The 13,968-nt window shown below is 39.1% G+C and carries 13 protein-coding genes; 3 read left to right on the top strand and 10 right to left on the bottom strand.

Annotated features, from left to right (window positions below; all coding sequences use genetic code 11):
• The first annotated feature begins 6 nt into the window (after positions 1–6).
• Positions 7–1,470, top strand: a complete 1,464-nt coding sequence (locus B0G92_RS11040; protein WP_101472244.1) for an AAA family ATPase — start codon at positions 7–9, stop codon at positions 1,468–1,470.
• Between the two features lie 64 nt (positions 1,471–1,534).
• Here the strand turns inward: B0G92_RS11040 and B0G92_RS11035 are convergent, their stop codons facing one another.
• From B0G92_RS11035 to B0G92_RS10995, 9 genes are all read right to left on the bottom strand, one after another.
• Positions 1,535–2,761, bottom strand: a complete 1,227-nt coding sequence (locus B0G92_RS11035) for a lanthionine synthetase LanC family protein (RefSeq protein ID WP_101472243.1) — start codon at positions 2,759–2,761, stop codon at positions 1,535–1,537.
• A 9-nt stretch (positions 2,762–2,770) separates the two neighbouring features.
• Positions 2,771–3,715, bottom strand: a complete 945-nt coding sequence (locus tag B0G92_RS11030) for a T3SS effector HopA1 family protein (protein ID WP_101472242.1) — start codon at positions 3,713–3,715, stop codon at positions 2,771–2,773.
• Positions 3,708–4,802 carry a phosphotransferase family protein gene (locus tag B0G92_RS11025; RefSeq protein WP_101472241.1) on the bottom strand — a complete coding sequence of 365 codons (1,095 nt, stop codon included), beginning with the start codon at positions 4,800–4,802 and terminating at the stop codon, positions 3,708–3,710. Before B0G92_RS11025 ends, B0G92_RS11030 begins: the two co-directional genes overlap by 8 nt.
• A gap of 73 nt (positions 4,803–4,875) precedes the next feature.
• Positions 4,876–6,243 (bottom strand): hypothetical protein, encoded by a 1,368-nt coding sequence (locus B0G92_RS11020; RefSeq protein WP_101472240.1) that lies wholly within the window; start codon positions 6,241–6,243, stop codon positions 4,876–4,878.
• A 355-nt stretch (positions 6,244–6,598) separates the two neighbouring features.
• Positions 6,599–7,345: a LytR/AlgR family response regulator transcription factor gene (locus tag B0G92_RS11015; RefSeq protein ID WP_101472239.1), complete on the bottom strand. Its 747-nt coding sequence runs from the start codon at positions 7,343–7,345 to the stop codon at positions 6,599–6,601.
• Positions 7,338–9,074 (bottom strand): ATP-binding protein, encoded by a 1,737-nt coding sequence (locus B0G92_RS11010; protein ID WP_245867823.1) that lies wholly within the window; start codon positions 9,072–9,074, stop codon positions 7,338–7,340. Before B0G92_RS11010 ends, B0G92_RS11015 begins: the two co-directional genes overlap by 8 nt.
• A 32-nt stretch (positions 9,075–9,106) precedes the next feature.
• Positions 9,107–9,562 carry a hypothetical protein gene (locus B0G92_RS11005; RefSeq protein WP_101472237.1) on the bottom strand — a complete coding sequence of 152 codons (456 nt, stop codon included), beginning with the start codon at positions 9,560–9,562 and terminating at the stop codon, positions 9,107–9,109.
• Positions 9,563–9,793: 231 nt separating this feature from the next.
• Positions 9,794–10,549 (bottom strand): SDR family oxidoreductase, encoded by a 756-nt coding sequence (locus B0G92_RS11000; protein WP_101472236.1) that lies wholly within the window; start codon positions 10,547–10,549, stop codon positions 9,794–9,796.
• A 275-nt stretch (positions 10,550–10,824) separates the two neighbouring features.
• Positions 10,825–11,187 (bottom strand): helix-turn-helix domain-containing protein, encoded by a 363-nt coding sequence (locus tag B0G92_RS10995; RefSeq protein WP_101472235.1) that lies wholly within the window; start codon positions 11,185–11,187, stop codon positions 10,825–10,827.
• A 164-nt stretch (positions 11,188–11,351) separates the two neighbouring features.
• Between B0G92_RS10995 and B0G92_RS10990 the strand changes: the two genes are divergently transcribed.
• Both B0G92_RS10990 and B0G92_RS10985 read left to right on the top strand, forming a co-directional pair.
• A complete protein-coding gene (locus tag B0G92_RS10990) occupies positions 11,352–11,870 on the top strand; it encodes a hypothetical protein (protein WP_101472234.1) in 519 nt (172 codons plus the stop codon).
• A 122-nt stretch (positions 11,871–11,992) separates the two neighbouring features.
• Positions 11,993–12,463, top strand: coding sequence for an META domain-containing protein (locus B0G92_RS10985; protein ID WP_101472233.1), 471 nt, complete (start codon positions 11,993–11,995; stop codon positions 12,461–12,463).
• 95 nt (positions 12,464–12,558) lie between these two features.
• Here the strand turns inward: B0G92_RS10985 and B0G92_RS10980 are convergent, their stop codons facing one another.
• Positions 12,559–13,890: a serine hydrolase domain-containing protein gene (locus B0G92_RS10980; RefSeq protein ID WP_180326430.1), complete on the bottom strand. Its 1,332-nt coding sequence runs from the start codon at positions 13,888–13,890 to the stop codon at positions 12,559–12,561.
• Positions 13,891–13,968: the final 78 nt, after the last annotated feature.

Raw genomic sequence — 13,968 nt, 5'->3', positions numbered from 1 at the left:
ATAAAAATGAAAGCAGAAACTATAAAAACCCTGGGAGAACTAAAAAAATCAGGATATCAATCCCAAAGCATAAAAGACGAATTGCGTAACAACCTTCGGGAAAAAATCAGCAAAGGAGAAACCGTTTTTCAAGGTGTACATGGTTATGAAGATTCCGTTATACCGGAATTGGAAAGAGCCATACTTTCGCGCCATAATATTAATCTGTTAGGACTTCGAGGCCAGGCCAAAACCCGTCTGGCACGACTGATGGTTAATTTATTGGATGAATGGATGCCGATTGTAGCCGGTTCCGAAATCAATGACGACCCGTTACAGCCTATTTCAAGATATGCCAAAGACCTTATTGCAGAGCAGGGAGATAACACACCCATAGAATGGATAAACAGGAGCGAACGTTTTTTTGAAAAGCTCGCCACACCAGATGTAACCGTAGCCGACCTTATAGGAGATGTAGACCCGATTAAAGCGGCTAACCTGAAACTATCTTATGCGGATGACCGGGTTATCCATTTTGGGATGATACCGAGAGCCAACCGCTGTATTTTTGTTATCAATGAATTGCCGGATTTACAGGCAAGAATTCAGGTAGCACTTTTCAACATATTGCAGGAAGGAGACATACAGATACGCGGATTTAAAGTACGTTTGGCTTTGGATATGCAATTTATATTTACTGCTAACCCTGAAGATTATACCAACAGAGGAAGCATAGTTACGCCGCTAAAAGACAGGATTGGTTCGCAGATATTGACGCATTATCCGGAAAGTATCGAAATTGCAAGAACAATTACAGAACAGGAATCCAATCTTGACAGCCGCCAAAGCAATTTGGTGCATGTGCCTTCACTGGCAAAAGATTTGCTGGAACAGATTAGCTTTGAAGCCCGAGAAAGCGAGTATGTTGATGCCAAGAGTGGCGTAAGTGCCCGATTGAGCATTACGGCTTTTGAAAACTTATTGAGTACAGCAGAACGCAGGGCTTTAAAAACAGGCGCTGAAAAAACCACGCTGAGGCTTTCTGATTTTATGGGAATTATTCCTGCCATTACAGGAAAAGTAGAATTGGTTTATGAAGGCGAACAGGAAGGAGCAGGAGCAGTAGCCCAACATTTGATTGGCGATGCCATCAAGACTTTCTTTTCGCTGTATTTTCCCAAAATAGAAAAGCTCGAAAAACAGGAAGAAAAAAGCCCTTATAAAGATACAATTGATTGGTTTTTCAATGAAAGCGGCTTTGAACTTTTGGATGATGCGACTGATGCCGAATACAAGCAACAGCTTGATTCTATTATCCCACTTAGGGCATTGATAGCCAAATATCAGCCAGATGTAGCACCCGAAGACATTTACTTTATGAAAGAATTTGTGCTTTGGGGATTGGTGGAGTACAACAAACTTAGCAAAGACAGAATTGTCAAAGGCTACCAGTTTAACGACCTTTACGGAAGTTATATCCGGAAATTATAAAAAAATGCCTCTCATTTGAGAGGCATTTTTTGCATAAAACTTAGGGGAAAAAGAGCTGTCACTGTTAATCTAGCAAACCCGGAACCAGAAAAGTCTTGTGCCTGTTTTTATTAAACAGACGGAGATAGAAATAACCCGTTCCGGCAATTCCCATCATGAGTCCTGGCGTATATTGCCCGGTGTTAAGTCCGGTTGGCCATGGAATCCGGTTTTTCTGGTATTTTTGGATACCGGCAGTTCCCACAGCTTCTGCTAATTGATGGTATTCAACGCCGCCGCAATCCAGCAATATTTCCGCATTGCCTGCAATTCCGTGACATAAAGAGTAATTTGTGGTATTTAGATTATCCGTAAGCGCATGATAAATGCTTGAAGCAGTAGTTTTTAAAGCAACATTCATTTCCTGTACAAAAACAGCATCGGCTTTTGCCTGATTGGCTTTTAGCCTTGACAAAGCAATACCTGGAGCTCCGTGGCACCAGGCTAATCCACATACTTTTGCAGCCGTAGTAGAAACTCCGTCCCTGAAATCAGGCCAGTTTTGCTGTGAGATATCAAACGATTGTCTTTCATAATTAAAACCGCCTTCGGCACCTTTTAGAAAAATTTCCTCTCCGGTAATTTCATGCAATTGCAGTAAGGCCAGGGCAACCCCGGATGAACCATGAGAAAATCCTGTTAGGTTTTTAGGAGAAGGAACCGTAGCCCACGACCATACAGTTTCATTTTTCACCGCCCTGTCACATAACAGATGGCCAAGCGTAATGGCTTTATCTAAAAGTTCCTGTTTTTGAAAAACTTTATAAGCGTCAATTAGCACGGGAATCGTTCCGGCTGCGCCACTTATAATATCGACCTCATGTGACTGTAATGATGAGGGAACGATACTGTCAAGCAGGCTGATTCCGTATGCTATCCAATCTTCCCTGTCCAATTCTTTTCCAATATGAATTAGGGCAGAGGCAATGCCGGGCTTTCCGGCATAAAAACCAAGTTCTGGTACAGTATCGATAGTGTTTTGTATTTGTACAATACTTCCTTCTATCGTTTTGAGCAGGATTGGGTCTTTTCTTTCAGCATATAATGCCGTTAGAAAAAGTGCAATTCCTGAAGTTCCGGAATACAAATCGGCTCCAAAAGTTCTCATAATAGGCTGGTAGACGCCATCCACAAATTCAACGGAATACCCTTGCCAATTACAGGAATTTCCATGCCAGATGATGTTTTTCATCAATTGACAGCCAATTTCCCATGCCGTTTCCAGAAAGATGTTTTTAGATATAGTTTCCATGATTGTTTTTTAATTGAATGCTTTTTTTGTTCCTTTATTTAAAAAGGTAGTCTCGGGATGGATTCCTTTTTGCTGAAAAGCTGTCGCGATTTCCTGAAGCAATGTGCCTGCATCGGGGTTTTTAGGTGCCGAGTTTGCAAGTACAGAGGCAACAATAGCCATGCGGTTCATCCCGAAACTTTCCTGTGAAGATGGATTTTCCGCCATGCCTATACCTTTTTGGTAGCGGTAGCTAAAAAGAGGTACATCTTCTTCCAGAAATTCTTTTATATCTTCATACAGTTCCGGAAGCAATTGGCCAAGTAAGTGTTGTAGTGTGTCTTCAATATACAAGACAGCGGCATCGCGCCTGAAATAAAGCTGTGGATGGTTAAGGCATTTGAAAAGGAATGGAATATTGTAGCGGTTGAGCTTTTTGGTAATACTGTCAATCAGCACAGGTGCGCCTTCACTTGTAATGTTCCAATACACCCGAACCAGATTTTTTGAAAAATCGAGATTTTGATTTCCAAAAACATAATAAAAGGTGGGTTGCCGGTGTTGGTCTTCTTTCGGGAAAAATACGGCTACGTTTTGCCCGCCTGTTTCTTTTAATGCATTTAATGGAACAATATGGCTTTCTGCCTGCCTTACAACTTCTACATAACCGCCAGGATAATTGGTTTTGACCTGCCAGCCCTGTTCAATCCGGTCTTTGCTATGGTTGTTTTGGGAAAGCAGTCTCATAAAATTAGCATCATTCTCAATGGAGTAATTCGGTTTATGAAGCAAATCAGATTGGTAGGATTCTTTAAGGGCATAACATTCAGAATACAGAATTCCGGTAAGCGATTCCTGTAAAGTATCCGGAGTGACAGCATATTGTTTGCCCCTAAACACAATATGCGAAGATGTAATCTCCAATTGATTGATGAGCCGGGTTAGTTCTTTTATGATGGCGGAATCTTTAAACATATTGGTAGAGTTTAATGTCGAATAATTCTTCTAAAGCAGCCAGAGGATTTTTCATGATGTTGAAGGCAAGCTGGATGCAACGCATATTGTTGGCTTCAATTTTAGTATTGAAAGTGATTCCTTCAACGCTGGTCTGTAGGATTCTGGCAGCAGTAAATTGCATCAACCGTGTAAAAAAAGCCGGGTGGTCTGACTCCGGAATTGACTTTTCTTCTATATATTGGTAGATAAAGGCCTGTGCAGATGGCTGCATATTTTTAAGGTCATAAAATTTCATATGTTCCGGCAGTTTGTTGCTGAAAGGGTTATTGTTGTCAAATCCCAGTAGCCACGTTGCTACATAAGACTGCAGGAGTCCGGCTACATCCCACATTGGGTCACCAATATCGGCCAACTCCCAATCAATGAGTCTCTGGCTGATTCCGTTTTCGTTTTCAATAGCCAGAAAATTAATCCATTTGATATCGCCATGAATCAGATGGGTATACTGCCACGTAGCGCCCAATTGTGACAAAGCATTTAGCAATAGCGGATTATCCTTAATCAGTTGAATGGCAGAGGTACTGGCTTCGTTATTTGCAAAAAAAGCATCGGCAGTATGACGGTCAAGCTGCAACACCCATGGCAGTAATTTTGGAAATAGGGAGGTATCTGTTTCAACTTTAGGTCGGATATGGCATAAAGCCAATATAGAGGCTTGCTCGCGGGCAAGATGTAAGTCAAAATTTTTAGTGAGCATATAATATTCAGTCAGGTTTTTTGCGTTGTGCAACAGTTCAAAAACCATCACATTATTTTCATCATCATGGTCTAACAGGCGTGAGGTAACAGAGGCAACAGCAGAAAATGTCTGGCTGTTTTTGAATAAATCATAAGCGTTTATTTCCCGTAAAAAAAGGCTTTTAGACACGGCATCGTTTCCTGTCTGTTTTACAAAAAGGGAATTATGTGGTTCTACAATTACCTTTAATATCGTGTTTCGGGTTTTTACCGGATGTACCATAAAATGCCCTCTTACTACGGCTTCCTCATCAATAAGCTGCCTTTTGTGCAGGTAGTGGTACACGTTTTCTGGAATTAGCTGCATAGGAGTTTTTTTAGGATTTATAAGAATAAGCCGTAAGATTTATTCTCACGGCTTATGAAGAAATACAGTATTCTTAACAGATAAATGGTATTCCGGTACAGGAAATTGTAGGGATACAAGATATTGTTGGAATACAACCAACGGTTGGAATACATTGGTCTACCGGTAGTGTTGGCGCTGAGGCTGCTTTTAGTCCATCATTACCGCCCTGGTGGGTTAAATGGCATGCCACCGGATTTGTGAAACAAACACTCATATGTGTTGGAGGACACATGATTGGTATAGTAGGTAAAGGACGGCATATAACCGGATTAGTTGCAAAACAGGATTGCGGCAATGTAGGCAAACACTGTGGAGTAACGATAGTTGGGATATTCTCGGTAGCCGGTGTGCCAACAAGTCCTTCCTGAGCTTTACAGATTGGTGATATCCCGGTAACACATGAAGTTACAGTTGGAACACACTGAACGGTAGGAATTGGAAAACACTGAGTTACCGGAATCGTTGGGAATCCGGCTCCAGACTTAGCTTCCTGCTGTGCAGCACAAATAGGAGATATCCCGGTAACACATGAAGTTACAGTTGGAACGCATTGAACAGTAGGAATTGGAAAACACTGTGTTACCGGAATCGTTGGAAATCCGGCTCCAGACTTAGCTTCCTGCTGTGCAGCACAAATAGGAGATATTCCTGTTATGCATGAAGTTAGAGTTGGAACGCATTGAACGGTAGGAATTGGAAAACACTGAGTTACCGGAATCGTTGGGAATCCGGCTCCCAGTTTAGCTTCCTGCTGTGCAGCACAAATAGGAGATATTCCTGTTATGCATGAAGTTACAGTTGGAACGCATTGAACAGTAGGGATTGGAAAACACTGTGTTACCGGAATCGTTGGGAAACCAGCCTGGCTGTTCAGGTAGTTGTTGTAAATGTCACCTTGCAATAAAGAAGAACCTTTAGCGTCACAACCACAGGAAGCGTTGAAAGCATTTCCGGAATGTAATGCCAGGATGCTTGCAAATTGATTGTCGTCCACATCACTTTCAATACCATTCAGCTTCAATGGCACACTAAAGTGGTGGCTGAAATTAAAGCATTTCCATCCCATGAAAGGAACATCAACACAAGGTTCCAGGCCCAGGTCAAAACTAAAAACACCACCAGCTTCGTTAAAGTTAGTGATGCTTACAGAAATTTTAAATCTTGAGAAAGGCTGCCAGGTATAGCTTACATTGGAATTGAAGTTGAAACTTTTACCAACATTGCCGAAAGGAGTCCTTAAATTAATGGTAATAGTTACTAATCCGTTGACTGCACTCGCACTTACACACGCGCTACAACTTAAAAAAGAGGGCGTACACCACTCCATAGCAGCAAGATGGTCGTATCCGCTATAAACGGCGCCTTCTTCTACTTTTTCTACGTTTGCTATTTTTGCCATGTTATTTATGTATCAGTTTGCCTACTCTTTTATAGGGTTTTTCGGCTTGCTTCCCTGTTTTTAATAAATGGCTTATTCAAAATAAATTCCTAATTCAGTTTAGATATAGGCATGTAAACACATGCAGGTTATTTAGGAAGGGGGATTTTCAAATAAGCCCAGAAACAATCGACGCTAGCTTTCTTTTGTATTCTGAACTAAAATTACTGGGCATTCCAAGGCTGTAGTAAACAAATGATATGAGTAGGGAAATTATTGACATGAACCATAAAAAAACAGCGCATGAAAATAATAAGGAATAAAAAAAGCCCTTCCGGATGAGGGAAGAGCTATGACAATAAAAGCAGAAAATACCTTATCGCAGGATGTTCAGTTTTTTGATAAAATCTTTATGTTTTTCGCTTAGGGTTACTTTATGATTTCCTTTTAAGATGACCAGATTATCATGCAATATTATTTCTTCTATCTTATTAGCATTCACGATATAATTTCTATGGGTTTTGACAAACTTGTTCTTTTCCAAAAGTTCACTGATTTTGGTCAGGGAAATCATGATTACGAATTTTTCATGTTCCGTAATGATATTGCAGTAGCGTTCTTCGACTTCGATGTAAACGATATCATCAATCAACACCTTTTTTAAAGCGTTTTTTTTCTTGATGAATAGGGAGTCGGTGCTGAGAACAGTGTCCTGGTCGTCGCTTAGAAAGACATTGGACTGCTCATAAAATTTTTCAACGGCCATTTCCACAGCATACAGTATTTCCAATTCGTTAAATGGTTTTAGCAGAAAGCTGAAAGGTTTTGTGAGTTTGGCCCTTTCGAAAATCTGGCGGTCGTTGGAGCTTGTAAGAAACACAAACGGACGTGCAATATCAGGAGTAATATTAATAGTTTCTGCAAACGTAATGCCTTCCGGTGAACCGTTCAGGAAAACGTCAATAATTACAATATCGACCGTATTTTTATAAAATAAAGCCAAGGCATCACTGAAGGTTGTAGCCACGCCCGCAATAGCATAATTGTTTTGCGTGAGTACTTTGACAAGTGCCTCACTTTCTGCCGGAGTGTCTTCAATAATTAAAACGCTTACCTTACTCATTTTTCTTTGCTTTTAACAGTTGAATACTAATCTTTGTACCTTTATTTTCTTCACTTTCAATAAGTAGCTTCCCATCATTTTTCTGTGCCATTGACAAGCATAATTGCATGCCTAATCCGGTTCCGTTTTTTTCAGGATTTTCTTTTTTAGACACCAATGCTGATTCTTCCAGAAGCTGCCGGATTGTTTCCTGACTCATTCCCTGTCCGGAATCTTCAACGGTCAAGGTACAAAAATCTTCCGAAGCGCTGCCATGAATTGTTATCCGGCCATTTTCTCCGGAGAATTTGATGGCATTATCCATCAGGTTTCGCAGTATTATTTTTAAGGAACTTAAATCAGCACAGGCGAATAATGCTTTGGGAACCAAATTTTCAAAATGGATATTTTTTTCCTGCATCAGCGGCTTGTAATTGAATTCCATTTGCTGTACGACAGAAAAGAGGTGTACTGATTCTTTGTGGAAATAAAGCTGTTTTGTTTGGAGCAGTGCCCAATGCAATAGATTGTCAAGCAGATTATAGGAACTGTGGGCAATAGCACTGTTACTTTGAAGCTGTTTGTCTAATGCTTCAAAATTTTTACTTTCCAGGCTTTCTGCTAGCTTAGAATTACTTGTTTTTAATGCATTGACAGAAGAGCGCAGGTCATGGCTGACGATTGAAAAAAGCTGGTCTTTGGCAGCATTCAGTTCATCCAGCTTGTTTTTTTGTGAAAGGATGATTCGGTTGCTTTTTATTTTCTGCCTGTAGAAATAAATACCTGTTCCAAACAAAACCAGCAATAGCACAGAAGAATAGAAAAAACCGTTTCTTTCTGCTATTTTCAGCTTGTTTTCAGCCTCCAGGATGCCAATTTCCTTTTCTTTTTGCCTGACGGTAAATTTCTTTTCCAGTTCAGCAATTGCCCAAACTTTATTCTGGTCATTTAAAGAATCTCTCCAGCTTTCGTATTCTTTTCTGTAGGTTAGGGCAAGAGGAAAATTTTTATTGTTTTCTGCAACAACCGCCATATTCAGTACGGCATTCTGCTTTAATTCTACATTTTTAATCTTTTTAGATAGGGAATAGGCCTTTTCAAAATAGGGAATAGCCAGATTGTCTTTGTATTGCTCGTAGTAAAGATTTGCAATATTCATATAGGAACCTATCAGAGAGAGGGTATCTTTTTCTGCCTGCATGACTTCCGAGCCTTTAGAAAGATAGGCATCAGCCTGCTCATATTTTTTTAGATGCAGATAGCATAGCCCGAGATTGTGATAGACCACACCTCTTTTAAAATCATAATTACCGGTTTCCGGAAGATTTTCGATTTCTTTAAAATAACGGATAGCCTGTTCGTAATTATTTTCTTCGAGGGCAATTTCGCCCAGATAGAGCCTGACTTTATAATAAAAACGGAATCTTTTAGAAATCTGTAGAAATTCCTTTCTGGCTTCCTGAAGCAATCTTTTGTTCTTGAAACTGAATGCCCTGAAATAATGGCAATAATCGGCTATTTCCAGATTGCCGGTATGTGCCAGCTGTTTCATGGAATACACCAGTGTAGAGTCCCAGTTTTTTTCTAAAAAGAAAGCCTGCGCTTTATAAAAATCAGTCTTGTCCCTGTTTTCGAGGGCTTTTTTTCTGATTTCTGAATTCAGGAGACTATTGTTCTGCTCCTGTGAAAAAAGAAAATAAGCCGGAAAAAGGAATAGGAGAATAAGTGCCAATTTAATTTGGGACATCATTACTGGGTGGTGCAGTGGCAATAATTTCGTTCCTAGCTTTGCAATACGTGGGTTACTGTTCCTCTTGAAGTTTTTGGGTTGGCATCTTCAAAATGGGTGTTCTGCGTAAAAGTTCTGATACTTTTGATTTCCTGCTCTCCATCTTTTATATCATGGGCATAGCTGACAAACCAGGCTAGATAATCTTTAGGAGTCTTTTCGGCACTTTCGTAGTTTAACACTAACCTTAATTCATTTTGGGCAGCATTATCCAGGTCAAGGAAGAGTTCAACCGGAGCTTTCCCCAAAAGTGTTTTCGGAATAAGGATAACCATTCTTACATTTAAGACCGGGCCCTTGTCGGTCAAATCGATTTCTGCAGAAACCATAGGGGTTAAAAGTTCCGAAGGGTCAATTACGCCTATTACATTAAGAGTTTCAAAATTGATTTGAGAAATTTGCTGTGCGCTTATAGGCGTCAGCTTGCCTGATGAAATTGAAGCATTCATACTATTAAGTTTTAATTGTTGAAGATTTGGCAGGGCTTGGGGTATTTTTGGAAGGTTAAAGGTAATTTTTTTCTTTAATAAATTTCTTTTTAGTAAGAAATATTTGATTTCGGAATTGTATAATCCTTCTATTACTAAAAAAACTCCGGCTATACCAAAATTTTTTTGAGATGAGGTATGCCAGAGTGATAAATTGAATTTGCTGAAAATATCAGCCGTTTTGATAAAAAATTATCGGGTCGTATATCCGCCATTTGCGAAGATGGTCTGTCCGGTAATCCACCATCCGTCAGTTACCAGAAACTCAACCAAAGGAGCTATGTCTTTAATATTGGTCAGGCCACCCAAAGCAGAAGCCGATTTATGGTAGGCCACTGCATCCTTGCTCTCCTGTCCGTAGAAAAAAGGTGTATCCATTGGGCCGGGAGCTACTCCGGTTACCGAAATTCCTCTTGAACCAAATTCTTTGGAAGCCATTCGGGTAAAATGTTCAACCGGTGCTTTTGCTCCGGCATAGGTGGAATACAATCCGGTGTAGGCTGCTAAAAGCGAAGTTACTATCGTACAGATTTTACCGTTGTCGTTTACCTTTTTTCCGGCCTCCTGTATAAAGAAATAAGCTACTTTAGAATTGATGTCGAACATGGTGTCGTATTCTGCTTCTGTTGTATCCAAAAAAGGCTTTTTCAGAACCATTCCCACGGTATTGATAGCAATGTCTATACCTCCAAATTTTGCTTTCGTTTCTTCAAAGAGTTTTTTAATGTTATCTACTTTTGTCAGGTCTGCCTGAAACAGAAAAGCCGTTCCTCCGGCATTTTGGATTTCAGCTAATGTTTTTTCCGCATCAGCTTTTGTACTGCTGCTGTTGTAATGAATTGCCACTTTCGCACCTTTAGCCGCAAAATCTCGGCTTAATAAACCTCCCAGGTTTTTTGCACCACCTGCAATCAAAACCACTTTTCCTTTTAAATCGTTTCTTGCCATTGTATTTGTTGTTTAATGAGTTACAAATTGATAAGACAAAGGTGAGAAGAGTCCGTTTTTTAATTATGGTGAACTTTTCGGAAGTTTATAGAAAAGTAATTTTGAGTACTCGCTCCGGTCATGATTTTTAGCCACAGATTAAAATGATTGCACAGATTTAAAGATCAATGAAAAGAACGGGCTTACTTTCAATAATTTCCCTTTGCGGCTCTGCGGCTTTGCGAGCAACTAATTTCACGCAAAGCCGCAGAGCCGCAAAGTTTCCATGAATTGGCTTATGTTTTCCGGAATGTTCCGGGAGCCTGTCCCGTAAATTTTTTAAAAAACTTGGAAAAATTAGAAGGGTCGTAGGTCAGTATTTTTGCAATCTCTGCAACGGGTAGGTTTGTTTCTTTCAACATTTTTTTTGCCTGGTCGATAATCTTCAGGTCATAAAAATGACAGGGATGATGTCCTGTTTCCTGTTGGATAGTATCCGTCAGGTGCTTGTGAGAAACAAATAATTCGCTGGCTATCTGGTTAATTTCCATAAAGTCGGTCACTTTTCCGGTAACCACGTCGGCTATATGCCTGTCCAGAAACTGAAAATAGTTTTGGGTAATTTCTTCACTTCGTTTTTGAGTGTCTTGTTTGGTCATGATTGGAACTGTTAGCCTTCATGCAAGTTATAAAATGTTTTTTGGTTGTTAAAAATAATTATTTTATTATTTAGGTTAGTTGTAAAACGGTTACATGTCTAAGTTTTTAATAAATTTGTTATTATCTGGAGCTCGGTTTAAGTAAAATAATTATACAAATCACGATGACAATAGAAGAGCTTTTAAAAGACAAGGCGATAAAGTCTAAAGAAAAAACAGAAATAATAAGCAAGTGGATTATGGAAAAATCACTGCCTGTTGACGAGCTTATTGCTTTTGCAGAAAGCCAAAAGGACTCTGCAATGGCAACCTGTATTGAAGCCCTGGAATATGCTACGAAAGAGCATCCGGAAATTGCGAATGAGAATGTATTAAATTTTGTAACCGATACACTTACTTCCAAGGTGCCAAGAATAAAATGGGAGAGTGCCAAAGTAATAGGCAATATTGCCCATCTGTTTAACACAAGATTGAAAACCCCAATTGCCCATTTGCTTATCAACACAGCGCATGAAGGAACGGTGGTCCGTTGGAGTGCTGCATTTGCATTGGGTGAAATTCTGAAATTAAGGACAGAATACAATAAAGATTTATTGCCGGCGATAGAGGGTATTATCAAAAAAGAAGAGAAAAAAAGCATACAGAAAATATATAATGATGCTTTAAAGGCTCTGAAAAAGTAAAACATCTGTTATAGATATTTTTATAAAAAATTGACCGTAACTTTTACAGAGTAAATGGAAGATACAGGACAATTTACAACCTAAATAATAAACCCAATTAATAAACTTAAAACCAAAAGAGTATGAAAAAAAACATTTTAATTATTGCATTGGCCTTTGCAGCATTTGCCTGTAATAAAAAAGAAGAAAACAAAATGGAAGAAAGTGTTACTACCGAAGAAGTTCAACCGGCGGCTGCTGCAACCATAGATTTGTTCGATAAAGAATGGAAGCTGCAGGAATTAAACGGAAAAGCGATTAAGTTAGATACTACTTTCAAAAAAGAACCGCTTATGGTTTTTCAAAAAGGAACCGGCAAGCTAACCGGAAATGGAGGCTGTAACAATTTTTCAGGCAGCTATAAACTAAAAGATGCAGACGGTATTGAATTGTCTGAAGGCGGAGCAACCATGATGGCCTGTCCAAATCTTGGTATTGAAGGCGAATTCTTTAAAGTATTCAAACAAGTAAAAAGCTATCGTATCGAAAACAACAGCCTTATGCTTGATAACGAAAAGAAAGAAGTTGTGGCGAAATTAGTAACGGGGAAATAAAATGCTGAACATGGTTACTGTCAGTTAATTTTCTAAATACAAAAAGAGGCATAACAGCCTCTTTTTAATTTCAACAGTTTTTTTATATCCGGGGTTTATTTCTTCTTATAAACAACCTTTACACCACCTTGCTCAAAAATCATTTCTTTCTTTTTAGGAACAAACGAAAGTTTTAAATCTTCATATTCAAACTCATTTTTGGCTTTATATGTTAGCGGAACATACATCTGTCCGGCTCTGGAATCCTGAAAAATTACGTTTTGACCGTCAGATGAAATGGTTACCGTTGCATGGGTTTCTTTTAAATAATAGGTACCTTTTATAGGCATGAAATCTTTTTCTGAAACCTCAGCAGTTGCATTAAAATTAGCTAATTCGGGAGTTTTTCTATAAAGATACATTAACATTGTATTCATGACTTCATCGGTGTTAATATTAACAGCATTGGTTAAGGAAACAATCCCTATGTTTTCGTCCGGGAAATAATAGTAATCTGAAATGTAGTTTTCCACTCTTCCGCTATGCGTATAGCCTTCCGGATTTTTAAAACTTAATTTTATGATTCCCATCCCATAAGCGCCTTTCTCCTCAGGAAGCATTATTTTAAGGCTTTCCGGCGTAATAAGTTTGCCGTTAAACAGGGCAAAAAGAAACTTGTTTAGCTCTGTTGGAGTGGATACGATTCCGCCGCTTGCCGGATGATTGGAGAAATTGGTTTTCTCATTTCTGACATACTTGTCCTGAATATTATAGGAAAGTGCTTCGTTTTTAGTTTCGTCTGTTTCAAAACTGTAATAGGTATTGTGCAAATGCAGCGGCCTGACAATTTTTTCGTCTAAGATTTCAGCATAGGTTTTGCCATAAATTTTCTCGAGTATGAATCCCAATAGGGCATAATTGGTATTGCTGTATTCGTATTCGGAACCAGGTTCAAAATTGCTTTTTTGGTTGACAAAGTAATTGATGAATTCTTGTTGTGTATGAAATTGCTGTCCCCATTCAACTTCACCTGCAATTTCAGTAAAATTGTAAATGCCTGTTCGTTGCTTTAGTAAGTACTCAATGGTTATCTTCTCCGCATTTTTTACCTCCGGATAGTAATGGCTCAGTTTTGTATCCAGTGTAAGAAGTTCTTCTTCTACCGCTTTCAATGCCAGCACAGCCGTATAGGTTTTGGTGATGGAACCCACACGAAATTTTGTATCGGTTGTATTGCTTGTCTTCGCATCTACATTGGAATAACCAATTGCTTTTTTGTAGACGATACTGTCATTTAACGATATGGCCACACTTCCCATCATTTTATTGTTGGCTTGAAGGTGGTTGAAATAAGCATCAAGTTTATTCTGTGCATCTGCTGTTTGTCCTATAAAACAGAGGAAGATTAGGGTAATTGTTTTTACCTTTTTGGTGATTGCATTTATCATTATGGGTCTATTTTCCGCAAAGGTATAAAAATAAAACACTAAATAGTGTCTAAATAGTTGTCGAATTTTGCTAAATTG

The sequence above is a fragment of the Flavobacterium lindanitolerans genome (assembly GCF_002846575.1).
GTDB classification, from domain to species: Bacteria; Bacteroidota; Bacteroidia; order Flavobacteriales; family Flavobacteriaceae; genus Flavobacterium; species Flavobacterium lindanitolerans.
Note: the sequence above shows the minus strand (reverse complement) of the source record. Positions and strands in the feature narration are given on the sequence as shown.

Bases quoted from the DNA above. Each gene is read 5' to 3' on its own strand.
- B0G92_RS11035 (WP_101472243.1), bottom strand. From the start codon at position 2,761: ATGGAAACTATATCTAAAAACATCTTTCTGGAAACGGCATGGGAAATT.
- B0G92_RS10985 (WP_101472233.1), top strand. From the start codon at position 11,993: ATGAAAAAAAACATTTTAATTATTGCATTGGCCTTTGCAGCATTTGCC.
- B0G92_RS10995 (WP_101472235.1), bottom strand. From the start codon at position 11,187: ATGACCAAACAAGACACTCAAAAACGAAGTGAAGAAATTACCCAAAAC.
- B0G92_RS11010 (WP_245867823.1), bottom strand. From the start codon at position 9,074: ATGATGTCCCAAATTAAATTGGCACTTATTCTCCTATTCCTTTTTCCG.
- B0G92_RS11015 (WP_101472239.1), bottom strand. From the start codon at position 7,345: ATGAGTAAGGTAAGCGTTTTAATTATTGAAGACACTCCGGCAGAAAGT.
- B0G92_RS10990 (WP_101472234.1), top strand. From the start codon at position 11,352: ATGACAATAGAAGAGCTTTTAAAAGACAAGGCGATAAAGTCTAAAGAA.
- B0G92_RS11020 (WP_101472240.1), bottom strand. From the start codon at position 6,243: ATGGCAAAAATAGCAAACGTAGAAAAAGTAGAAGAAGGCGCCGTTTAT.
- B0G92_RS11040 (WP_101472244.1), top strand. From the start codon at position 7: ATGAAAGCAGAAACTATAAAAACCCTGGGAGAACTAAAAAAATCAGGA.
- B0G92_RS10980 (WP_180326430.1), bottom strand. From the start codon at position 13,890: ATGATAAATGCAATCACCAAAAAGGTAAAAACAATTACCCTAATCTTC.
- B0G92_RS11025 (WP_101472241.1), bottom strand. From the start codon at position 4,802: ATGCAGCTAATTCCAGAAAACGTGTACCACTACCTGCACAAAAGGCAG.
- B0G92_RS11000 (WP_101472236.1), bottom strand. From the start codon at position 10,549: ATGGCAAGAAACGATTTAAAAGGAAAAGTGGTTTTGATTGCAGGTGGT.
- B0G92_RS11005 (WP_101472237.1), bottom strand. From the start codon at position 9,562: ATGAATGCTTCAATTTCATCAGGCAAGCTGACGCCTATAAGCGCACAG.
- B0G92_RS11030 (WP_101472242.1), bottom strand. From the start codon at position 3,715: ATGTTTAAAGATTCCGCCATCATAAAAGAACTAACCCGGCTCATCAAT.